The 20192-nt window shown below is 59.0% G+C and carries 21 protein-coding genes; 10 read left to right on the top strand and 11 right to left on the bottom strand.

Features of this window, described 5'->3' with window-relative positions:
• Positions 1-333 precede the first annotated feature (333 nt).
• Genes EAV90_RS34430 through EAV90_RS34420 form a run of 3 tightly spaced genes read left to right on the top strand, consistent with a single transcriptional unit; the run spans position 334 to position 3555 of the window.
• Positions 334-1101 carry an FkbM family methyltransferase gene (locus EAV90_RS34430; RefSeq protein ID WP_129145948.1) on the top strand — a complete coding sequence of 256 codons (768 nt, stop codon included), beginning with the start codon at positions 334-336 and terminating at the stop codon, positions 1099-1101.
• Positions 1102-1117: 16 nt separating this feature from the next.
• Entirely contained in the window at positions 1118-2173 is a 1056-nt protein-coding gene (locus EAV90_RS34425; protein WP_129145947.1) for an acyltransferase family protein, read from the top strand.
• Positions 2170-3555 (top strand): endo-1,3-alpha-glucanase family glycosylhydrolase, encoded by a 1386-nt coding sequence (locus tag EAV90_RS34420; RefSeq protein ID WP_129145946.1) that lies wholly within the window; start codon positions 2170-2172, stop codon positions 3553-3555. Before EAV90_RS34425 ends, EAV90_RS34420 begins: the two co-directional genes overlap by 4 nt.
• A gap of 36 nt (positions 3556-3591) precedes the next feature.
• Here EAV90_RS34420 and EAV90_RS34415 read toward each other — a convergent pair whose 3' ends face one another.
• On the bottom strand, positions 3592-4512 hold the full coding sequence (locus tag EAV90_RS34415; RefSeq protein ID WP_129145945.1) for a glycosyltransferase family 2 protein: 921 nt from the start codon (positions 4510-4512) through the stop codon (positions 3592-3594).
• Between the two features lie 114 nt (positions 4513-4626).
• Here EAV90_RS34415 and EAV90_RS34410 point away from each other — a divergent pair, with 114 nt between their 5' ends.
• Positions 4627-5748, top strand: a complete 1122-nt coding sequence (locus EAV90_RS34410; RefSeq protein WP_129145944.1) for a glycosyltransferase family 4 protein — start codon at positions 4627-4629, stop codon at positions 5746-5748.
• Between the two features lie 31 nt (positions 5749-5779).
• On the opposite strand, the gene EAV90_RS34405 is transcribed toward EAV90_RS34410, so the two are convergent.
• The 6 genes from EAV90_RS34405 to EAV90_RS34385 all read right to left on the bottom strand — a co-directional run bounded on the left by EAV90_RS34405 (position 5780) and on the right by EAV90_RS34385 (position 13237).
• Positions 5780-6505 carry a hypothetical protein gene (locus EAV90_RS34405; RefSeq protein WP_129145943.1) on the bottom strand — a complete coding sequence of 242 codons (726 nt, stop codon included), beginning with the start codon at positions 6503-6505 and terminating at the stop codon, positions 5780-5782.
• 40 nt (positions 6506-6545) lie between these two features.
• Positions 6546-8789 (bottom strand): polysaccharide biosynthesis tyrosine autokinase, encoded by a 2244-nt coding sequence (locus EAV90_RS34400; protein ID WP_129145942.1) that lies wholly within the window; start codon positions 8787-8789, stop codon positions 6546-6548.
• Positions 8790-9035: 246 nt separating this feature from the next.
• Positions 9036-9659: a hypothetical protein gene (locus tag EAV90_RS39865; RefSeq protein WP_164937229.1), complete on the bottom strand. Its 624-nt coding sequence runs from the start codon at positions 9657-9659 to the stop codon at positions 9036-9038.
• A gap of 75 nt (positions 9660-9734) precedes the next feature.
• A complete protein-coding gene (locus EAV90_RS34395; RefSeq protein WP_129145941.1) occupies positions 9735-11258 on the bottom strand; it encodes an O-antigen ligase family protein in 1524 nt (507 codons plus the stop codon).
• Between the two features lie 30 nt (positions 11259-11288).
• Complete coding sequence (locus EAV90_RS34390; RefSeq protein WP_245509685.1) at positions 11289-11864, bottom strand: hypothetical protein; 576 nt, start codon at positions 11862-11864, stop codon at positions 11289-11291.
• 170 nt (positions 11865-12034) lie between these two features.
• Positions 12035-13237, bottom strand: a complete 1203-nt coding sequence (locus EAV90_RS34385) for a polysaccharide biosynthesis/export family protein (protein ID WP_129145940.1) — start codon at positions 13235-13237, stop codon at positions 12035-12037.
• A 278-nt stretch (positions 13238-13515) separates the two neighbouring features.
• Between EAV90_RS34385 and EAV90_RS34380 the strand changes: the two genes are divergently transcribed.
• The 3 genes from EAV90_RS34380 (at position 13516) to EAV90_RS34370 (ending at position 15844) form a co-directional block, all read left to right on the top strand.
• A complete protein-coding gene (locus EAV90_RS34380; RefSeq protein ID WP_245509684.1) occupies positions 13516-14088 on the top strand; it encodes a hypothetical protein in 573 nt (190 codons plus the stop codon).
• A 76-nt stretch (positions 14089-14164) separates the two neighbouring features.
• Complete coding sequence (locus EAV90_RS34375) at positions 14165-14440, top strand: hypothetical protein (RefSeq protein ID WP_129145939.1); 276 nt, start codon at positions 14165-14167, stop codon at positions 14438-14440.
• A 258-nt stretch (positions 14441-14698) separates the two neighbouring features.
• On the top strand, positions 14699-15844 hold the full coding sequence (locus EAV90_RS34370; protein ID WP_245509682.1) for a hypothetical protein: 1146 nt from the start codon (positions 14699-14701) through the stop codon (positions 15842-15844).
• Positions 15845-15855: 11 nt separating this feature from the next.
• On the opposite strand, the gene EAV90_RS34365 is transcribed toward EAV90_RS34370, so the two are convergent.
• Positions 15856-16482, bottom strand: a complete 627-nt coding sequence (locus EAV90_RS34365) for a transglutaminase-like cysteine peptidase (RefSeq protein ID WP_129145937.1) — start codon at positions 16480-16482, stop codon at positions 15856-15858.
• Positions 16483-16675: 193 nt separating this feature from the next.
• On the opposite strand from EAV90_RS34365, the gene EAV90_RS34360 reads away from it, so the two are divergent.
• Positions 16676-17413, top strand: coding sequence for a metallophosphoesterase family protein (locus tag EAV90_RS34360; RefSeq protein ID WP_122405042.1), 738 nt, complete (start codon positions 16676-16678; stop codon positions 17411-17413).
• Positions 17413-18111 carry a hypothetical protein gene (locus tag EAV90_RS34355; protein WP_245509681.1) on the top strand — a complete coding sequence of 233 codons (699 nt, stop codon included), beginning with the start codon at positions 17413-17415 and terminating at the stop codon, positions 18109-18111. The genes EAV90_RS34360 and EAV90_RS34355 overlap by 1 nt, the downstream gene beginning before the upstream one ends.
• 1 nt (position 18112) lies before the next feature.
• On the opposite strand, the gene EAV90_RS34350 is transcribed toward EAV90_RS34355, so the two are convergent.
• Positions 18113-18559 (bottom strand): hypothetical protein, encoded by a 447-nt coding sequence (locus EAV90_RS34350; RefSeq protein ID WP_244607760.1) that lies wholly within the window; start codon positions 18557-18559, stop codon positions 18113-18115.
• 369 nt (positions 18560-18928) lie between these two features.
• Between EAV90_RS34350 and EAV90_RS34345 the strand changes: the two genes are divergently transcribed.
• Positions 18929-19306 (top strand): hypothetical protein, encoded by a 378-nt coding sequence (locus tag EAV90_RS34345; protein WP_129145936.1) that lies wholly within the window; start codon positions 18929-18931, stop codon positions 19304-19306.
• A gap of 29 nt (positions 19307-19335) precedes the next feature.
• Here the strand turns inward: EAV90_RS34345 and EAV90_RS34340 are convergent, their stop codons facing one another.
• On the bottom strand, positions 19336-19578 hold the full coding sequence (locus EAV90_RS34340; protein WP_129145935.1) for a hypothetical protein: 243 nt from the start codon (positions 19576-19578) through the stop codon (positions 19336-19338).
• A gap of 117 nt (positions 19579-19695) precedes the next feature.
• A partial coding sequence (locus EAV90_RS40960; protein WP_245509680.1) for a hypothetical protein occupies positions 19696-20192 on the bottom strand: 497 nt, incomplete at its 5' end.

The raw sequence follows: 20192 nt of genomic DNA, 5'->3' as shown, positions 1-20192 counted from the left end.
AGGCTTGCTCCAAAACAGCGCAACAAGAATGCGCGCCAAGCGTGGAACGGTCGCGGAGAAGGCGCAAATAGAACTATTCTAACAGCCCCCCACAGAAATCGCAGAACCCTGTTTCGAAGCGGAAAGGATGCCCTGCGATTGATTACATCTTCCACTTAACCACTCCTGCCTGATCTATACCGGTTAGACTTCCGCTCGTTGTCATCTCGGTCTATATCTAGAATATAGTTGTTCTAGTGTTGAGACAATTTTGTCGTTCTTTTCTGCCCACTTGTTTGCTGAGGCACTGCGGCCCTTCGCAGATGCTGTTGGAAGCCCATCTCCGGAACAAATATGAAACAGTCGCTTCGGACCGCCCTTAGACAAGCCCTGCGTGGCCGCGTATTCCGTCGCACTTTGCCCGCGAAATATGGCGGCTCTAGCTTTTACGTCGCTCCGGAAAGTCAGCTCAAATACCTTCGACCCGGTATAGCCGGGTTCGATTTACTGCTCTTAGAGTGGGCAGCAGAATTCGTTCAGCTACGTAGTAAAGTCTGGGACATCGGAGCGAATGTAGGCGTGTTCACGTTTGCGGCCGCTGGCTTCGCTCGGAAAGGTGCTGTGCTTGCGCTAGAGCCAGATCCGTTCCTGGCGCATACTCTCGTTCGTTCCTGCTCGCTACCGACCAACAGCAGTTTCAATGTAGAAGTGCTGGCAGCGGCCATTTCGAGCGAGTTGGGCGTAGCGACACTCGAGATCGCGAGGGGCGGCCGAGCCTCAAACGCTCTTTCCCAGTTCGCCGGCGACCGTTCGCAATTTAAAGGTCGAGAGGCAACGGTCAACGTACCGACCTTAACCCTCGATTGGCTGCTCGACCGCTTTGGTAGACCCGACCTAGTCAAAATTGATGTTGAAGGGGCGGAGTGCGCCGTTCTCGCCGGCGCGGAGGCGCTGCTATCGGCCGCACGACCAAAAATCATAATTGAGACGGACGAGAACTCAAAAAATGAGGTTACTTCGATTCTTCAACGGCACAATTATGCTCTTTACGACGCGGAGAGCGGAGCTCCGCGGACGGAGGTACCTTGTGCGACTTTCAACACTTTAGCTATTCCGCGCTAACGGCCTCCTTCTTATCATGCTAAAATCGTTACAAGTCGGTCGAGCATTTGCCGCACTCGCGGTGCTGTCATATCACGTGGCTGTCGCATTTCGTTTGCCGAAGTACTTTGGAGTCGAGCCGTTCGGACCAATCTTCTTGCCGGGCTACTCTGGCGCGTATTTCTTCTTCGTTCTCAGCGGTTATATTATCTTTCAAGCTCACTGGCAGGATCTGGGCGTGCCCGCACGGATAATTGCGTACCTTTGGAGCCGAGCGACAAGAATCTATCCTATGTACTGGATTGCGACTCTCGCTACGCTCGTAGGGACACTCTTTGTGCCAAGCGCGCGTGAGGCCTTCAATGCGCAGCCAGCGTACCTATTCGGCGCAGTTACGCTGCTGCCTTTCGTTGAAGACAAAGCTGTCCTGCCGGTCGCTTGGACTCTCTTCCACGAAATGCTGTTCTACCTGATCTTTTCATCATTGCTCGTTTCCAAGCGCCTTGGCGTTCTCTTGATTGGCTTTTGGGGATTCGGCTGCTGCATTTCTGCGGTCTACCAAAATATTGACGGCCCCTTAGGTGTGATATTTTCTCCGATAAATCTCCTATTCTTTGTTGGAGGAGCTTCGTTCCTCGTTCTCAAGCGAAAGAAGATCTCAAAACCATTGATCATTTTTGCTTTAGGTGCTGCCCTATTCATCGCTGCTTGGAGCTACATTGCATTCTACCCGAGCGAAGCCTACGCTGGCCTACCTAACGCTACACTTGGGATTGCAAGTGGCATGATCGTCGCCGGCGCTGTCGGATATGAAACTACAATGGGGATGAGCGCGCCACGTTTTGTTCTCTTCTTGGGTGCCGCATCGTATTCAATTTATCTCACCCATTTTTTCCTTATCTCCATTTTCTGTAAAATTTTTACTCAATTCGCAAGCCAGCTTCCCGCGAGCATCTCATTCAGCCTTATAACACTTTTTAGCATTGGTATCGGATGCACGATCTATTCTCTCGTAGAGCGACCGATCCATCAATTTTTCAAAGCGCGAGTCCATCGGGCTCGTGAATTAGAGCTCCTGCCGGTCCGGAAATGAAGTCGCTACTCATTGCAGCACTGCTATGTCTCTGGGCCGATACAACGGCCTTGCAAGCGGGTGAGCATAGTCATTCTGCGCTAGGTCGGAAGGTGTTCGCACATTACATGGCGTGCTGTCCTCGTTTTGGTCACAGTAGCACAGTGGAGCAATATCAGATCGAGATACTCGCGGCTCAGTCGAGGGGCATTGATGGATTCTCAGTCATCCTTGGAGCCTGGACGAGCGAGCCATTCTATATAGACGTGGTCACACGTTTATTCGAAGCTGCAAGGCGGCTGAACACTAGCTTCAAGCTGATGCTGTCACCTGGTGCCTCTCTAAAAGTTGAGGAGGTCGCAGAGATCGTATCGCGGTTCGCCAACGAACCAGCTCTTCTGAAGCTGTCCGAATCTATCGTACTGTCCACGTATGGAGGAGACACTGATTGGTTAGAGCAGCTCCGCCAAAAACTGCAGGACCTACAAATTCGGTACGTAAATGTCGCGTTTCTTGACTATCCGGTGAAAGGAGTTTCGCGCGCCTTTTTTGGTGTTCGCGGCTTCACAAAGAACTATAACGTTTTTGAACAGGTCCTAGCCGAGAATCCCACCCTAGACGGGTACTTTTATTTTTCTGCAGGCGAGCCCCCTGATACGCTCGCACGTTCGATCATGCAGATTTCGCGCAATCTCAGGGCCCGGGGCAAAATATCTATGATGGGTGTATCGCCCTACTATCGTGGGTTGGAACCCAACAATTCTCGGGTCTTTGAGAGCGAAGGATTTTCTGGGATGGCTCGTCAATGGCGAGCCATCATCGATTCCGAGGCTGATTGGGCTGAGGTCGTTACATGGAACGACTGGGGTGAGGCGACATATGTTGCTCCATTCGGCGGACCGATGGACCAAGCTTTGTGGGAAGGACACTGGGGGCCCCTTCTCGCTCACGAGAAGTTTCTCGACGCAAGCCGCTACTACATTGAGTGGTTTAAGAAGGGCCGCGCTCCGAAAATTAGATGCGATAAGCTGTACTACTTTTATCGTCCTCATCTAAAAGACGCGATTGGATTGGTTTATCCGGACGAAGGAAAGCTCGGCAGACCGCGGGGGTGGCAGCGACTTCGGGATGCGATCTACTTTGCTGCTTTTTTTACTCGTCCTATAACTGTTTCCATCAAGAACGGTTCGAACAGCTCGATCCAACACGTCGACGCGGGTGTATCAACCTTCGAGATACCGATCCATCTCGGAGAGATTAGTATTGAAATTCAGGATCAACAAGGCATTCTCGCCAGCAAGCGCTTAGAATTTGCTGTTCTTACAGACGGCTCCGTGGGAAACTTCAACTATTTCGCCGGCGAAATGCCTATACCTAAGGGGTCAGTCACAACGTGTTGGTAGATTTCACGTCCGGCGTACGAAGCGAGCGGGATGTTGTTAGGTGCTGATACCTATCGAGCTAATGAGTCGGCAGCGATAACTTTCTTCTCCCTCAAGCGATATCGCACGGCGGGCCTCAAAAAGCTTCGCATCAACTAAGAAGCGGTACCAAAAGCCCTGAAGCACATGAAAAATGAGTCCTTCGTATCCATCAAGGAAACCCAATCGGCCGATATACCGATATACGAAGTACAGGAAGGCGCGTATCGATCTGGGGATCAAAGGATAGATCTGATCTCGAAGATAACCAGCCACTACTTGACGGCTTGAACCTCGCCCCTGTGGTTCGCTGCTGTGAATGTTCCACCGCAGTTCCTGTGCGAGCTGCTGAAGCATTTCACGAGCAGCGTACCCGTTGTGTTTCGCGATCCACCACGAAAGATCACGTAGATTTTCGTCGATCAAATCGCCTGGACAGTACTGCACAGAGCCTTCATCCACCACAGCGTGTTCATCCATCCAGCGTTGCTGGATGCGTCCTTTTCCAGTTCGCCAAATCTTCAAGGACCTCATCGGATAAAATCCGCCATGCCTGATGGGACGACCAAGAAACACAATTTGCCTATTTACAGAGAACCCCGTCGTGCGCGCGTCGGCACGGGGCAAGCGTTCCGCAAGTGAATCCGCCAAGTACTGCGAGAGATACTCGTCTGCATCGACCCGCATGATCCAATCAGTATCAATATGAAGATTATCAAGAGCCCACTGGAACTGATCTGCTTGATTAACAAACTTCCTCTGGTGAACTATCGCGCCAAGCTTTTCCGCGATCTCAACGGTTCGATCCGTCGAGAATGAGTCGACGACGTAGATTTTGCGAGCGATGTGGGAGAAGCTCTCGATGCAACGTTGCAGATGAATTTCCTCGTTGTAGGTGAGAACGATGACCGTAAGCGACGTTGAGGGAAGGCTTCCCATCAGCTACTCCCAATTGCTTCTTGCGAAGCGGTGTTCAGAGGCCAATTCACTATCATACTGATTTTCAATTGGAGGGCTATTGCGTCCCGTCTTCTAGCGCAGGATAGTTGCTCTATGGTTTTCCCCTCTGAAAAGCAAAGTCGGCCCTCCGATTCCTCGATAGCAGTCGCCGTAGTCGGCCCGTTTCCTCCGCCGCTCGGCGGCTTTAGCCAAGCTATGCTATTGATGGAAGGCTTGTTCAAGGATCATTGGGATCGGGTTATACGGCTGGATACCACACGCATTTCGACAAGTGATGGCACTCAATCTAAGTTGGCCCGGATTCTGACACGCGTTCATCTTATTTGGCGCCTCGCGCGAGTTAGAGACGACAGAGGACGCGTACTCTTTTATATGGGCGTATCCGGCGGGGCGGGTCAGCTGTCGGAGCTTCTGTACATCATAATCGCAAGACTGAAGTGGATGAGAATTGTACTCCACCATCACAGCTTTGCTTATCTGAATACCAGCTACTGGGTGTCGCGACTTCTCTTTGCTGCCGCGGGAAACTCAGCCATTCATCTAGTCCTCTGCAATCGGATGGGAGAATTGTTAAAGGCAAGATATGCCTGTGCGCAATACGAAGTCCTGTCGAACGTGGCGTTGAATCCGGTTGTGGTCCTACCCGAAAGAACGTCCCGGCCTGTGACGGCAATTGGATTTCTTTCGAATATCATGATCGAGAAGGGAATCGATCGCTTTCTCGAAATTCTCACTCAGCTGCGCGCCAGAGGTATTTTTATCATCGGTCACGTTGCTGGCCCCTTTTACGATGTGAAGAGCCAGAAGCTCGTAGAGCAGGCTGTTGCGCGGGGGCTGGTCCGCTACCACGGCCCCGTGACTGGCAAGCAAAAGGAAGATTTCTTTGAAAGCATTGATGTGTTCGTGTTTCCGACGCGATATTTAAACGAAGCAGAGCCATTCGTGGTGCTTGAGGCTTTGGCTGCAGGTGTCCCTGTAATCGCCACGGCACGCGGCTGTATACCAGCTTGGGTTGATAACAGCGTCGGACTTCTCCTTGATCCTATAGCTGAGAATTTACTCCCGGCGGTTGATCTGATCGCCTATTGGGCTGCTGCTAGCCCATTCGACTACAATCAAACCAGGAAACGAGCTGGCCAGAGGGCTAAGACGTTGAGTGCGGAAGCCCAAGCTACCAGGGTGGCAATATTGAATCGGCTCAAGGTAGAACAATAAAGTCATCAACTCATGCAGAATGCTCGTGGGATCAGCGCAAAGATCGCTCCTCTTCTTTGACGCCGGGAATTCTGATATTGCCTCCCATTCCGCCACGGGCGAGGATCTTAGATAAAGCCACCCGCGAATTCAGATCGACGTCTCTGAGCGATTCAAGCAATCGATCCTTCTCCTTCCACCCCTCCCCCGCTAAGTTGATTGCAGCATCTTCCATGAGACCGTTGCTGACCATTCCCGCGAACTCTAACAGCACCTTCTCCTGCATCGGGTGACCTAACAACGGAAAGGCCGCTAGGCCAAGCCTGTTACGTCGAAGCGCGATCCAGCCCTCCCGGGGGCCGGTCTCGTAGGATTGATTTAGATAGCCAACGTTCTTGATATCAAAGCCGTTCTGAGCGACTTCAAGGGAATAGAGCTTTAACCAAAGAAACGAGTCGGCGGGATTGATCGAAATTGAAAATCTCAACTGATCCCCGGCAATCATAATGTCGCTGTCGGCGGATTCCGCACTTCCTCGTTGCATAGCCTCCTCGGCAACTCGAACCCAAAGAAGCGCTGCGGCTCGCTCAAGATCGGGCTGCAAGACGCTTGGACGCAGCTCGCGTTTGAGCCCCGCTATTGCATCGTTCAATGGACCCGATTTGAAGTGATCATCCATGAGGATGCGTGTGCTGATGCTGCGGACCGGCGCCGCAGACCAGAACAATGGTAAAGCGACTGACGACCAGAGCGCACCGGCAAGACCGAGCAGCAGCAATAAGGCTCGCATCTCCTACCCTACGTCATCCAGCTACGCGTTATTCCACATACCCATAGCGGGCATAGTATTTTTGATAGTAATAGCGGCCGTGGTAGGATTCGTAGCGAGTGAGTAGCTTAGTATCCACCTTGTTTAGGACCACGCCGAGAAGCTTGGTACGAATCTCGGGCGCGTTTCGCAGATTGTGGCGCACCACGTCAGTCTTAGTCTTGCCCCACTCGATGACAAAAACATAGGAGTCAACGAGCGGCACGGTTACGCGCACGTCCACCACCGGCGCCATCGGCGGCATGTCAAGTACGATGTAGTCAAATTCCGAACGTAGAGACATTATGAGATCTCGCATTGGCTTGGAGGCGAGGATCTCGTTCGTGTGCAGCAGGTTCGACGTGGTGCCGGCGGTTAGGATCGTGAGCTTAGTCTGCGGATCCACTGAAACGACGTTCTTAAGCTCCATGTTGTGCACTATCACATCAACGAGGCCCGGCTGGACGTCCGAGCTGAGAGCGCGGGAGAGCGACGGGTTGCGCAGATCAGCGTCAATCAGGATAACCCGCGCGCCGCTATGTGCGATGAGCTGCGCGATATTAGTGGAGAGGGTGCTCTTGCCTTCGTTCGGCAGCGTAGAGGTCACCGCCAGCACCCGATTTTCACGCACAATGGAATTAAGATCCATGGCCACTTTCAGTGAACGTACCGCCTCCGAGAAGCGCGATAGCGGATTGTCCACGACATAGCGGAGCAGATCCGGCGGAGGCCTGTTCTTCTTGCCGATCAGCTTGCCGGTAGATTCCGTGGCGGCGACGCTCGTGCCGAGCGCCGGCACCATGGCGATGCAGTTGGTGCCGAGCTGCTCCTCAACCTGCCCCGTAGTCCGGAACACGTTATCTGTGAGCTCACGCGCGATAGCCGCGCCAAAGCTCAATAGCAGGCCGCCCAAGAGCGCCACGCTGAGAATAATAGCCGTGTCAGGAGAGCTCTTCACGAGAGGGGTAGTCGCAGCACTGATTACCCGCGCCTCGGTGATCGGAAACGATTGCTGCTGTACTGATTCCATGTAGCGCTGCAGGAAATTGTCGTACATCGCCTGGTAGGACTGCGCATTGCTCTCGAGCTCGCGCAGTTGGATCTGCGCTTGATTCGTAAGCTGCGATTCCGAGACGAGATTGGCAAGGCTCGCTTTGATGCTCTCCTCGCGCGTCACCGCGATGTCGTAGTCGCTCTTGTAGGATTCCTGGATGCGTTTCAACTCGTCGACAATGTTCTTCTTAATTTCATCCATCTGTCGGCGCAGGTTGACCGCTGCAAGGTGTTCGCGACCATATTTGGCCGACCAGATCGCCTCCTTCGATGCCATGTCGACATATTGGCCTCGCAGCTTGACGATGGTGTCATTTTTCAACGCATCGCCGACGGATGCGTCCGGAATTTCCTGCCTGAGGATGTCGTTGATGCGCTCCAGCCGCGCCTTCGCTTCTGCGGTAGCGGTACGAGCTGTGATCAGCTGAGTGTTGACCTCGGTGAGCTGCTGTTGATTCATCAGGCCCTTGCCGGTGTCGACAATGTTATTGGCGGTTTTGAAGTCGACTACCGCCTTCTGTGCCATGGAAGCCTGAGTGCGCAGCTCCTTGATGCGGTCCTGCAGCCAGACACTGGCGCGACGCGTAGCCTGGTACTTCGCCTCGAGCTGGTCGACGATATAGGTGTCCGCTATTGCATTGGCGATTCGGGCAGCTTTTTGCGCGTCCCTCGAGGTAAAGCCTATTTCCATAGCGTATGATAGACCAATACGCTTGATCGAGCGCTTGCTGGCGAAGCGCTGCAAAGCCTTTCGCGTGCGCTCGAATTCGGAAGGAACAGCCGGGTTCGAAACTAACCCGAGCATTGCGCCAAATAAGCCGCCGACCCCACTGGTGAATTCGGGATCATCAATCAGGTGCACATCGCGGATTACAGCGAGGCTGATGTTCTCGGACTTGAGAATCTCGACCTGAGTTTCCACTGTCGCAGAATCGATCGCGATGTCGCCAAGCACAGACTGCTGTTGAAACAGCTGCACCTTGCGGGTGTCGATCACCATTTGGGCGGTCGAGGTGTAGAGCGGCGCAGCCGTGAAGAGATAAAGCAGCGCCACGATCACGCAGGCCGAGACTATCGCCAGCATGGTTGGCAGCTGGCGGCGCATGATGTCGATATAGGAAGCCAGCGACATGGATGGGGAGTTGTCGGCCTCTACGAAATCCCGATCGATCTCCGAGGTCCGCTTGTTCACCTGCAACATCTATCGATTCCTGAAATCAATACGTGATCTGGTGTAAAGGAATGGAGGTTCGGCGATTGCCTTCCAAACTTCGGAGGCAAGCCTCGTGCCCTGTCGCCATACGTAAGGTAGCACAAGGCCATCTGGAGTTGAATGCCGTTGATGCAGCGCAACGCGGCTTTCACCCGACAATTCGCGTGAACGTTAACGTCCCGAACGCGAAAGCGGCGCTCGATGGCGCCGCTCTGCAAGTACACAAGGACTGGCTCAGCGTGGGCTACTCACCTGATTGACAGTGGTGCCGCCTACGGAGCCGCTGCCAGTGCCGGTACCGTTATTGCCAGTCGTATTGTTGCCGAAGACCGTAACGCCGCCGCCGCCGCCTCCTGTCGCAAAGCCTCCGGTGCCGGTCGGGCCGCCTCCGCCAGTACCGCCGCCGGCCGCGCCGCCACCGGTCGCGGCAATCGCGACGTCGCCGGTTGCGGCCTGATAGGCGGCGATCACGTCGGGATTGCCGGTGCCAGCGATCGCGGTCTGGATCTCATTGCCATAGGCCTGATCCTGCTGCGCGGCCATGCGGGCGACCTGGGCGAGGCCGGCGACGATGGCGCGCATCTGGTCCTTGGTAGTCGCGGGATCCTTGAGCAGCGTGATCAGGCCCGGCAGCGTGGTCGGATCGGAGGCGCCGAGGTCGCGCACGCGCGAGATCAGCTGCGGGCCGCCGGTCGGATATTGCTGCAACAGGCTATTTGGCGCGGCCTTGAACTCGGAAATGACGGTGGCCGGCAGCTGGCGCTGCGGCGGGTAAATGGCAGCGCTCGCGGCCGATGAGATCGTCGCGGCAAGGGCCGCGGCCGCAGCCATGCGAAGCGCAAATCTAATAACGCTCATAAATTTAACCTCCAAAGATCATGCCCTAATGTCTTGCAGGAACCTATCCGAAGAGAAAAGGACTGTCTATTTATTCTAAAGACTTCGTAAACGGCGCAACTGCTTCAAATCTAGACACTTTTTGTGAAGCGCGCCTTGTGCGGGCGGGGCTAGCGCCCCGGTTGCGGAGCGGCCCTCGCCTCGCGGTGCGGTGGCGAGCGCATCTGCCGTGGCGCGCCCGTCCCGGCTCGAGAAGGATTGCGCCAGGCCCGCGCCGAAAAGCGCAAAGAACGGAATGCTGTAGCCAGGCACCTGCAGCGTGAAGTCAAGGCACGAATGCAGCAGCGAGAGCGTTGCGGTCGCCGCGGCCGCCAGCGGGATGATGACGTCGCGCCGCCGTCCGAGCACGCCTCTCGCCAGCACCAGCAGCATGATGGCCCAGCCGACCGCCACCAGGAGCGCCATCGGGATGCCCACCTCGGAGGCAAGCTCCATTGGCGTCGAATGCGCGGCGTCCCAGACGCCGCGAATCGAGATGTTGGGACTGCGGTACGGCGGGAAGGCCCATTGGAAGGTGCCCATGCCGGTGCCGAACCAAGGATTATCGCCGATGATTTTGAGCGTCGATTTCCAAGCCTCAACGCGGCCCTCGTCCACCAGGCCCTGGCTGTCGAAGCGGCTCGAGACGCGGCCGCCGAGCAGCTGGAGCAGGCCCAGGGCAACAGCAAGACCGGAGCCCAGCGAGATCCAGATGCCGGTGCGCGGCGGCAGGTCCTTGCGCAGGAACAGCGTGAACGCGACGATCATCGCGAGCAGCGACAGGCCGACGCCGGCGCGCGAGATCGTCATGAACATCGCCATCAGGCAGATCAACAGGCACGTGAGCTGCGGCAGGATCTCTCTCGGCGGGATCGCGCGCAGGTCCAGCGACAGCCGCCGCCATTCGATGTACCGCTCCGGCAGGCGGTGGCGGACATCCTCCAGGATTAAGAGCATCCAGATCACCGCGCCCGAGCCGAAATAGGCCGCCGCCGTGTTGCGGTTGATGAAGGTGCCGGTGACGCTGCCGAGATACGCCGTCTTGTCCCGCCACAGGATCATGGTGGGCTCGATCAGGAACGAGAGCACGCCATAGAGCGCGTAGACCGCGCCGGAGATCGCGATCACCCACAGCAGGCGGCGCGCGCGCATCCGATCGGCGCCGATTGTGATGCCGAGCACGATGGCAAGGATGTTGGCAAGCGGCGCACCGAGCGCGAAGAACGCCTCGTTCTTGACGATGGACGCGGAGGGGGCGATCGGCACGCCGAGCAGATCCGAGGCCTGCTTCCAGATCGGCTGGAACGGCGCAACCCACGGATGATCGGAAAGCTGCTCATGCAGCACGTAGGCATAAGCTGCAACGATCACGCCCATGCCGGCGAGCAGCCAGAGATGCGGCGGGCGCAGATCACGCATCGGCGCGAAGAGCACCGCGATGCCGAGACACAGGCACCAGAACGCGATCGACAGATCATTGGTCGAGCCGAACGGAAACGGCGCGCCGGCGGCCACGAAGAACAGGATGAAGGCCGCGGGCAAGCTCCATGACCAGCGAATCTTGGGAAGCCAAAGGCGCATCGTGATGTCTTGCGAGACTTGCTCTTGGGCTTAGAGAAAGCAATCGATCGTATAGATCTTCAGATCGACGTTGAGGCGGCTGTTCCGGCTCTGCGCCCGGAACGCGTAGAATAGTCCAAAACTATCACTTCCCGGATCGAGTTTTATTCCGGGGGTTAATTCGTCGGGCGGGACCAGAACGCCGATGTGCCGGTTGATGGCGGAAATCTCGGTCCGCCCCTCGCCTTCGGCAAAATGCCCGCCGAGCTGGGTCACCGTGACCTTCGGCAGCCCGCGACGCTGATGGCAGACGTCCTCCTCCCAGAGCTTGGTCTGCTGCACCAGCGGCTTGCCCGGACCCTCGGGCACGACGATGTCGGGGAAGGATGGGCGCAGCATGCCGAAAAACTTGCTCTCCTTGGAGTTCGCCGAGAGGCGGACGGTGAAGGACAGCTCGCCCCGGGCGCCCTTGAGGCGCGACAGCACGGGAGCATCAGGCTCGGCGGAAACCATCACATCGATGCGGTGGCGGACGCCCATTTCAGCGCCGAGCACCGGCCCGACCGGTGCGAGGGCGAAGGCGAGCGGGACGAGAGCCAGAAGACGGCAAAATCTTCGAAAGCGCATGAAGCCCGTTGCAGGACCGCGGGGTGATCGATGACCGGCACGCCGTGCCGAGCGGCGCCTTGATCGACATCCCGGCTTCGTCGGCGCAGCAGAACCGCTTTCATTGCTAAACGAAAATGGCACCGGGACAAAGCCCGGTGCCATCGTCTTTGGTCGGTCAAGTCGGCGTCTTACGGCGCCAGCTTGACGTTGTTGCGGAAGATCAGCGTGTCGTTGGCGAGGTTCACGGCATCCGAGCCGGTCGCCATGATCACCCGCAGGTAGTTCAGGAACTTGGCAACTTCGACGTTGCGCGAGTTCGAGACGTAGATGATATCGCCGTTCTTCATCATGACCTTGGTGGCGAGGAAGAAGCCGCCGGGATCGCGGAAGTTCACGTTGAAGATGACCGGGATCGTCTCCGAGGTGTATTTGCTCACGTCGATGCCGAGCTGGGCCGCAACCTCGCGCGGCTCGCGGCGATAGAGATACACCGCAGCGGGATCGGCCTGACCATCCAACAGACCGCCGGCCTTGCCGACGGCTTCGCCGAGGTTGATGCGCCAGGCATCGAAGTTGAACTCGCCGCTCTGGCCGCTGGCGCCGAACGCAAGGAACTTCTGCTGCTCACGATAGACGTAAATGCTGTCGTCGGGGCGCACATAGACGTTGTTCTCAGGCGCCATCACGAGATTTTCGAACGGCACGGTCGCCCGCCTGCCGCCACGCTCCAGCATGACCCAGGTCTCGAAGCCCTGGCCCTTGATGCCGCCGGCGCGGGTGATCGCGTCGAGCACGCGATCCTTGGCACCCGCCGCGCTCGCCGGATAACGCGCCGGCGAGTTGACTTCGCCGAGCACGCTGATGAGCTGGGTCCGCTGCGAAGACATCGCCACGACCGCCTGCGGCTCGATCGCGCGGTTGCCGATCTTCTCGATGATCGCGCGCTGGATCTCCACCGCCGTGCGGCCCGCAGCCTTGATCTGGCCGGCATAGGGCACGGTGATGAAGCCGTCGTTGTCGACCGACTGATCCGGGATCGTCACATAGTTACCCGGACGGACGCCGGCTTCCGCCGGGATGAACAGACCGCCTGCCGCAGCTTCGAAGATGGTGACGCTGACGACGTCGCCGATGCCGAACACGATGCTGGCCGGCGGACGGCGGTCGGTGAACACGCCGGCGAGCCCCTTGGGCTCATGGGTGTGCAGGATCTTCACGGTCGCCGGATTGAGCGGCACCAGCTCGTAGGCCGGCGCGTTTTCGGTCTGGATCTTGTTGTTGACGTCGTCCGTCAGCGGTCCCGAGCCGGGATTGGTCGAGCAGGCCCCGAGCGCCAGAGCGGCGGCCAGAAACGCAGGCTTCAACACATAGTTCTTGGCAATAGATGACATGAATCGCGCCCGAGGGTCCCCAATTGACGTAAATTGGTACGGCCTAGCGGGTGGGTGCGACAAGTGTTCCCGGTGGTTAACGGAGCGATCCGTTGGCTACTGTTGCGTGCGGGCCACTGTTTGGGGCCTAGTTTAACCCTTTGTGACCATTTGTTGTATTTCGTGTGCCCGGTTGGCGGGCAATCCGCCCCAGTCAGGGACTCGATGTGTCGAGTGCGCGGCTTCTTGGGCTCGCGTCCGTCTGCTATGGCTGGGTCCGTTAAGAGTAGGAATCCGCCGTGTCTGGTCTTCTTCTGATCCCGCTGTTGGCAGGTTCGCTCCTTGGCAGCGCGGACCGCCCCTTGGAACGGGCCGATCCCTGCGCCAGCAGCGCGCGATCGTCCTGCCAGGGTGCACCCATCATTGCCGTGGCCACCCCGTCCCCCTCCTCCGTTTGGAAGTTCACCCGCACCCAAGGCACCAAGGATGGCGAGAGCTTCGCGGCGATCATGAAGACGGCGGACACGACCCAATCCGACCCGGACTTCGCGGGCCTGATCGTCCGCTGCGCACCGAAGGGCAAGATCGACGTGCTGGTGGCCTTGATCCGGCCCTTCCCGCCCCGCAGCCACCCCAAGGTCACGATCGCCGCGAGCGGCGGCGGCACGCTGACGTTCGAAGCCAGCATGGCGGCCGCAGGCGCTGCCGTGCTGCTGCCCGACGAGGTCTCCGCCTTTGCCGCCGGCAAGTGGCAGACGACGCCCTCGCTGTCCGTGGTCGTGAGGGAGAGCGACAGCGAGATCAAGGGTACGGTAGCCCTGAACGGGCTGCGGGAGGCGTACAATTCGCTGCAGGCAAATTGCAGCCAATAGGCCGAATTTAGCCATACAACTTAAGGGTCTTTTTAGGGTGGGAAACCTAGGGTCCGGAGCACGGAGAGTGTTTCGGATGACCGCGTTTTTGATTTTCAGCTTTTTGGTGGGTGCGGTGCTGGGCCAACGCTTTCGGGTCCTGGTGCTGCTGCCGTTGACCTTCGTCATGGTGCTCGCGGCCGTCCCGGTCGGCCTGCTGGCCGATCTCACGGCGCTCGAGAGCCTCAAAAGCGTGGTGTTCGCAGCCATCTCCCTGCAGGGCGGCTATCTCTTCGGGTCAGGCGCACGCTTTGGCCTTGCTGCTGCGCGCGCCGGCCGCGTGTTCCCCCGACCCGTCAAAACTCTGCGTTGATGACGCTGCGCTGAAGCTTTCGCACGCGAATGGCTGGAGCCGAGCTGTTCGCCTGGGCAGACCTTCGCTTGAAAACCCATCGCTCGCTTGTATGGTGACCTGACCGTTTCAGGATTCCGCATCGAGCGCCGTTTGTCCCTCGCTTATTTTGCCCTCATCGTTTCCATCGTTTCCGCTTCCGCTCTCGAAATCGCCGGCGCCAAAATCGGTGTACAGCTGGGGACGATGGCCGCAGCGCTAAGCTTGCTGGCCGCCGCCATGAGCACGCGAAAGGCCGATTACGAGCACTACGTCCGCGCGACGTCCTGGGGCCGCTGGATTCTGCTCGCCGTTCCGCTGTGCATCGCGGGCCAGCTCGCCCCGCTTCCGCTGAGCTTTGCGCACCCCATCTGGGCCAGCGCTCACGACGTGCTCGGCGGCCTGTCGCTCGGGCCGATCACGGCCGATATCGGCCTGACGGTGAACGCGCTGCTGCTGGCGCTTGCTGCGGTCTCGTTGCTCAGCGTCGCGATCCTGGTGGTCCGTAACCGCGGCCGTGCCGAGCTGGTCCTGTTCGTGCTGAGCGGACTAACCGCAGTCTCCGCCTTGATGTTGGACCTGCATCGGGTCTCGCCGGCGCTTGCCGGAGCCGCGCCCCATGACCTCACGACGACCCTGGCCGGCCTCGGCTTCGTGCTCAATCTGGCGGTCATGCAGCTCGCCGCTGAACGGGCGGAGACCCATCACTCGCTGCTTCGCTCGGTCGCGATCGGCCTCTGCGGTCTCGTCGGGGCCTTGGTCAGCGCCGCCGCGATCTTGGGGTTTTCAGGCACGAACAGCGCGATTGCAGCGGCCTTTGGCGTCGTGGTGATCCTGCTGATCCTCGTCATCCGCAGGCTGGACCTGTCGCCATTGGCCGCGAGCGCATTGTCGCTGGCAGCCCTGATCGGCGCATCGATCGTGCTGACCTTCCTGTTCGAGAAGAGCTCCGGACCGATCCTCCTGCGGCTCGTCCCGGAGATGGGGACCGAGACCAAGGCCGCCCTCGAGCGCATGCTGGCCGATACACGCTGGCTCGGCGCCGGCGCCGGGACCTTTGCTGCGATGGGCAGGATCTATCAGAGCGATGCCGGCGCGGTTTTGACCGCACCCTCGGCGGCCACTTCCGTCTTTGCGGGGACGGGATGGATCGGCCTCGCTGCCATGATCGCGGTGAGCCTGATCGCCTTGGTCCGCCTGTTCTTCGGTGCCCTGCAGCGCGGACGCGACTCGTTCTTTCCGGCGGCAGCCGCCGCTTGTGTTCTCTTCGCGCTCGTCCAGAGCTTCGCTGGGCCCGGATTGCTGCACCCGGCAGCAATCCTGTGTCTTTCGGTGATCGTGGGATTGGGACTGTCGCAGAGCGTCAGCCAATCCTCATCACGATAGAGCGCGGTTGATCAGACCGCGCGATCGCCGAGCGAGGCCCAGTAGTTCGGGTTCTTGGGCGACTGGATGCGGACCCAGCGATATGGCTTCTTCGACCAGGGCATGATGTGGCCGGAGAGATTGTCCAGCACGAGATCGCCGGAGAAGGTGCGCACCACGACCACGAGATGATGCTCGCCCCAGGTGGTCACGACTTCGCTCAGCAGCACCGATCGGGCCGGAAAGCCCTTGGCGATCAAATCGTGGCGTTTTGTCACAGCATAGTCGTTGCAATCGCCGCTCGCCGGATGCAGCAGCCACTTCTCGCCGCGCAACCCTTCCAGGTTGGGCTCGGGACGGATCGTAGCATTGACCCGCTGGTTGACCTCTTGCATCTGCGCCATGCGCTCGGCCGTGAGCTTCAGGCGTCCGCCCCGGAAGACGATCTGCTGCGGCCGCGGCTTGCACTCGTCCTTGTACTTCAGGCAGAACATTGTGAACGCCATCGGCGCCAGCGTCGGCTGGTCGAACTTGATGTACTGGATGGCACCGCGCAGTCCCATGGGCGCACCGACAAAGGCGGCCTCCGCGCTCCGCTGCACCCCCACGGCAACGACGATGGCGGCGGCAGCCGCCAGGAACTTTACAACTTTGCGCATGTCGCGCTCCCCGTTCTTGTTGGGGAGACGCTACGCGAGACGTCTTGAAATACGGCTCAAAGGCCGCGCAATGCTTGAATCAAAATGCGGGCCCGTTGATCAGAGACAATTAAGAATACCGATGCGTGACTTGTTCTGCTAAGAGCGGGCACGACGTTCTGCTCGTGGCGCTAGAAGCGATTCGACCGACCTGATGGGCCTTTCCAGCCGCTTTCGCAAGAAGACCAAGCCTCGGCTTCCCGACGGCGTTCGCGTCTATGCGATCGGCGACGTGCATGGCCGCGCCGATTTGCTTCAATCGCTGTTAACCGTGATCGACGTCGATCTCGCCCGCTCGGCGCCCGAACGCGCCATTCAGGTCTTCCTCGGCGACTATGTCGACCGCGGCCCGGACTCACGCGCTGTTCTTGATCTCTTGATCGAACGCTCGAAATCGCATGAGACGGTCTGTCTGAAGGGCAACCACGAGGTCTTCCTGCTCGAGGTGCTCAAGGACCCCGCCCGCCTGCAGGAGTGGCGCCACTATGGCGGCCTCTTGACGCTGGTCTCCTACGGCATCACGCCGACCATGAATCCGTCCGCGGAGCAGCAGGTCGAGCTGATCGAGGGACTGAAACGCGCGCTGCCGCCGGAGCACTTGGCCTTCCTCCAGCAACTGCCTTCGTCCTTTACCTGCGGCGACTTCTTCTTCGTCCATGCCGGCGTCAAGCCGGGCGTCGCGCTCGATCGCCAGAAGGATGAGGATCTGCTCTGGATCCGCGAGGAATTCTTGAACTCGGAGGAGCGCTTCGGCAAATATATCGTTCACGGTCATACGCCGGTCAGCGCGCCCGATATCCGTCCGAACCGCATCAACATCGACACCGGCGCCTACGCGACCGGAAACTTGACGCTGCTAACGATCCAAGGCGATAGCCTGCTCGCAATTTAATGGTCTGGCCGAACCTCGGCCCCGTCAACTCCTCCATGAACCGCATCAACCTGCTTCGCGTCATCGGCATCTGCACCGCCATCGTGCTGGCGCTTCATGCCTGCATGACGTTCTATGGCGATCTGATCCGACCGAGCTTTCGCGCCAGCGACTTGTTCTCGGGCGAGATCCCGCCCGACAAGGCCAAGCTGGCAGCCGCCGGCGGCCTGGCATCTTTCTCATGGGATGGCGATCTGCTGGCGAATTACGCAGCAGCGATGGCCGCTGGCATTCTTCACTTTCCGACGATCAACGCAGGCGGAAGGGCCAGCGAGAACAAGACGGTCCAAGCCGCGATCATCGCTGCCTTGAAAGTCTCACCGATCCGGCCCGCGCTGTGGCTCACGCTCGGCACGCTACAGGCGCAGGCCGGCGAGGCGGTCACGCCCGCCGTGAAGATGTCCTACCTGACCGGGGCTGTGCCGATCGACGTTGCCTTCTCTCGTGTCCAGACCGTAACCTCGGGCGCAGCTGCAACCGACGAAGAGGTCAGGCTGCTGGCGCAATCCGACATCCGGTCGGCGCTGGCCAATCGCTCGCGTTACGAGCCCCTGCTGATCGCGGCCTATGTGCAGGCAACTCCGCAAGGCAAGTCGCTGCTGCTCGAGACCACAGAAGTGACCGATCCCAAATTCAACGAGATCTTGCGGCGGTACTAGCTCAGCGCGCCGATTTCGGGTGAACGGGCACGAAGTCCTGATCCCGGCGCGGCTGGTCGGAACGGCCCTGATAGACGAACATGCCCTTCTTGGTCGCGACGATGTCGCCTCGCTGCAGGCTGTCGTCGCGGAGGAGACGTTCGGTCGCGACAAGATCCGGATCTTCCGGAATCGGCTTGTAGAGCTCCGGATGCTCCCGCCGCTCGCGCGAGACCTCCTTGGCCCGCCGCCGCGCCTCCTCGATCCGCTGCCGCCATTCGTCGCGCGAGACTTCCGGCTCGCTTGGTGGAAGATAGTCGTTGACCGACGGCTCCGGCTCGGTCTGAGCAAGGCATGAAAGCGGACAGGCATGGAGGACCAATCCGACAGCGGCGGCCACGGTCGCCTTGACCGGCGCGCGCCCCAGCATCCAGCGATCTGATACGGACTTGCGGCGAGTGGATCGCACTCCGATGACTCCCAAATGGGCCGAGCGGCCGCGAGGCCGCCGCAACTTCAGCTCATGAGGGCGCCAATTGCAATATTTTAAGAGCGCTGGGCGCCGTCCCATCAAAAAGCGAAAAACAACCCCATGCACAGTAGCGGACACCAGTCGAATCAATGGGTTACGCATTTCCCGAAATTCGATTTGATCCGTCGGGCAAAACAGGGCTAGGATGGCATGGTCTGGGAAAGGCCGACCGGATGGATTGGCGCACCCGAGATCCACGTCGCATGATCGGCCTAAGGGCGAACAGCTCCGTTCTAAGACCGTCGTTCTAAGACCGCATTAGGTCATTGCTGCTAACTTCGGCATCCGCTCCTGGAGTTACCGAGAATGCGTGCAAGGCCAGTATTGCTGTTGGGTGTTGCCGTTGCGGCGTCCGCCGTGCCTGGCCTCGCGGCGCACGCCAGTCCCCTCTGCATCAAGGAACGCACGCCGTTCGCCTTGTCGCACGATACGGTGAAATGGACGATGTCGATCGCCCCTGGGGCGGACTGCATCCAGGGCCTGCGTTGGTCGTACATGCAGATCTTCAAGGTATCGGTCGTGAGCGGGCCATCACGGGGACAATTGGCGGTGCTCGGATCGGGCTTCCGCTATTCGGCGGAAAACGAAACGCGCGGCAGCGACAAGTTCACACTGCTGATCTCGGGCAAGAACCGTAACGTTGCAGGGACATCGACAGTGGAGGTCGAGGTCAATCCGCAATAGCCCGCCCTGCATCCTGGTGTTCAGCGCGACTAACGGGGGCTCGAGCCGCTGCCCCGGGTTCTATTCCCGTGATAGGGCCGGGCGTATCCGCCCCTCGTCACGGGCGGCTCGATCCGGCTCGGGATATTCGGCGTCGCGTTAGGGGGCGAGGGCTGCGACGGGTTGACGATGATCACGTTGCGATTGGGCGTCGAGGGGTCATTGACGCCCTGGGCCCAGGCGCCGGCAGCAGGCCCGACAAGCGCGAGTGTGATCAAGACTAATCGTTTCATGCGGGATCTCCCGAGCAAGAACGGCAGGGAGGCGAACAGCGTTCCTTCACGGCGGCATCACGGTTCATTGCGTGACCTCAGCGAGGCACGGGTGACCTCAGCGAGGCACGGGTGACCTCACCGAGGCACAGCGATCAGCTTGCCATCCCTCCAGACCCCTTGGGCCGCCCGCCCGGCAGGAAGGCTCCCCGTCACATTCCGGACAGCGGTAGGCCGCGAGGCAGCCTGGGTGGTCTGCTTCTTCTTCTCGGGAGTCGTCACGATGCTGGAGCTGGTGGTGTTGGCCTGATCCTTGACCCCTTGCGCAGAAGCAGACTGAACCAGGAAGGCCAAGAACATGATTGCTGTCAAAATGCCGCGCATGATCACACACTGGAAGAAGGAGCTAGGCGAAATGTCACAGGTTTCTAACCAAAAGCAAGCTCTTAGAGACGATCGCGTCGGACCCTTGCAGGTCGGATCATCAAAGCGATTCATCGCGGCCGGTTGTGAGTGGCGGAGTAATTCTCCCCACTTATGGCATTTGAAAATTCCCCAGTTTTCGTGACGGCCGACCGGCCAGGGCATGCCCTGGCCGGTCGGCCGTCGCGTCGAATCGCCGACGTTCCTCCTGC

The sequence above is a fragment of the Bradyrhizobium vignae genome (genome assembly GCF_004114425.1).
Lineage (GTDB): Bacteria > Pseudomonadota > Alphaproteobacteria > Rhizobiales > Xanthobacteraceae > Bradyrhizobium > Bradyrhizobium vignae.
This window is presented reverse-complemented; position numbering and strand designations above follow the sequence as displayed.

Bases quoted from the DNA above. Each gene is read 5' to 3' on its own strand.
- EAV90_RS34430 (WP_129145948.1), top strand. From the start codon at position 334: ATGAAACAGTCGCTTCGGACCGCCCTTAGACAAGCCCTGCGTGGCCGC.
- EAV90_RS34425 (WP_129145947.1), top strand. From the start codon at position 1,118: ATGCTAAAATCGTTACAAGTCGGTCGAGCATTTGCCGCACTCGCGGTG.
- EAV90_RS34420 (WP_129145946.1), top strand. From the start codon at position 2,170: ATGAAGTCGCTACTCATTGCAGCACTGCTATGTCTCTGGGCCGATACA.
- EAV90_RS34415 (WP_129145945.1), bottom strand. From the start codon at position 4,512: ATGGGAAGCCTTCCCTCAACGTCGCTTACGGTCATCGTTCTCACCTAC.
- EAV90_RS34410 (WP_129145944.1), top strand. From the start codon at position 4,627: ATGGTTTTCCCCTCTGAAAAGCAAAGTCGGCCCTCCGATTCCTCGATA.
- EAV90_RS34400 (WP_129145942.1), bottom strand. From the start codon at position 8,789: ATGTTGCAGGTGAACAAGCGGACCTCGGAGATCGATCGGGATTTCGTA.
- EAV90_RS39865 (WP_164937229.1), bottom strand. From the start codon at position 9,659: ATGAGCGTTATTAGATTTGCGCTTCGCATGGCTGCGGCCGCGGCCCTT.
- EAV90_RS34395 (WP_129145941.1), bottom strand. From the start codon at position 11,258: ATGCGCCTTTGGCTTCCCAAGATTCGCTGGTCATGGAGCTTGCCCGCG.
- EAV90_RS34390 (WP_245509685.1), bottom strand. From the start codon at position 11,864: ATGCGCTTTCGAAGATTTTGCCGTCTTCTGGCTCTCGTCCCGCTCGCC.
- EAV90_RS34385 (WP_129145940.1), bottom strand. From the start codon at position 13,237: ATGTCATCTATTGCCAAGAACTATGTGTTGAAGCCTGCGTTTCTGGCC.
- EAV90_RS34375 (WP_129145939.1), top strand. From the start codon at position 14,165: ATGACCGCGTTTTTGATTTTCAGCTTTTTGGTGGGTGCGGTGCTGGGC.
- EAV90_RS34370 (WP_245509682.1), top strand. From the start codon at position 14,699: ATGAGCACGCGAAAGGCCGATTACGAGCACTACGTCCGCGCGACGTCC.
- EAV90_RS34365 (WP_129145937.1), bottom strand. From the start codon at position 16,482: ATGCGCAAAGTTGTAAAGTTCCTGGCGGCTGCCGCCGCCATCGTCGTT.
- EAV90_RS34360 (WP_122405042.1), top strand. From the start codon at position 16,676: ATGGGCCTTTCCAGCCGCTTTCGCAAGAAGACCAAGCCTCGGCTTCCC.
- EAV90_RS34355 (WP_245509681.1), top strand. From the start codon at position 17,413: ATGGTCTGGCCGAACCTCGGCCCCGTCAACTCCTCCATGAACCGCATC.
- EAV90_RS34345 (WP_129145936.1), top strand. From the start codon at position 18,929: ATGCGTGCAAGGCCAGTATTGCTGTTGGGTGTTGCCGTTGCGGCGTCC.
- EAV90_RS34340 (WP_129145935.1), bottom strand. From the start codon at position 19,578: ATGAAACGATTAGTCTTGATCACACTCGCGCTTGTCGGGCCTGCTGCC.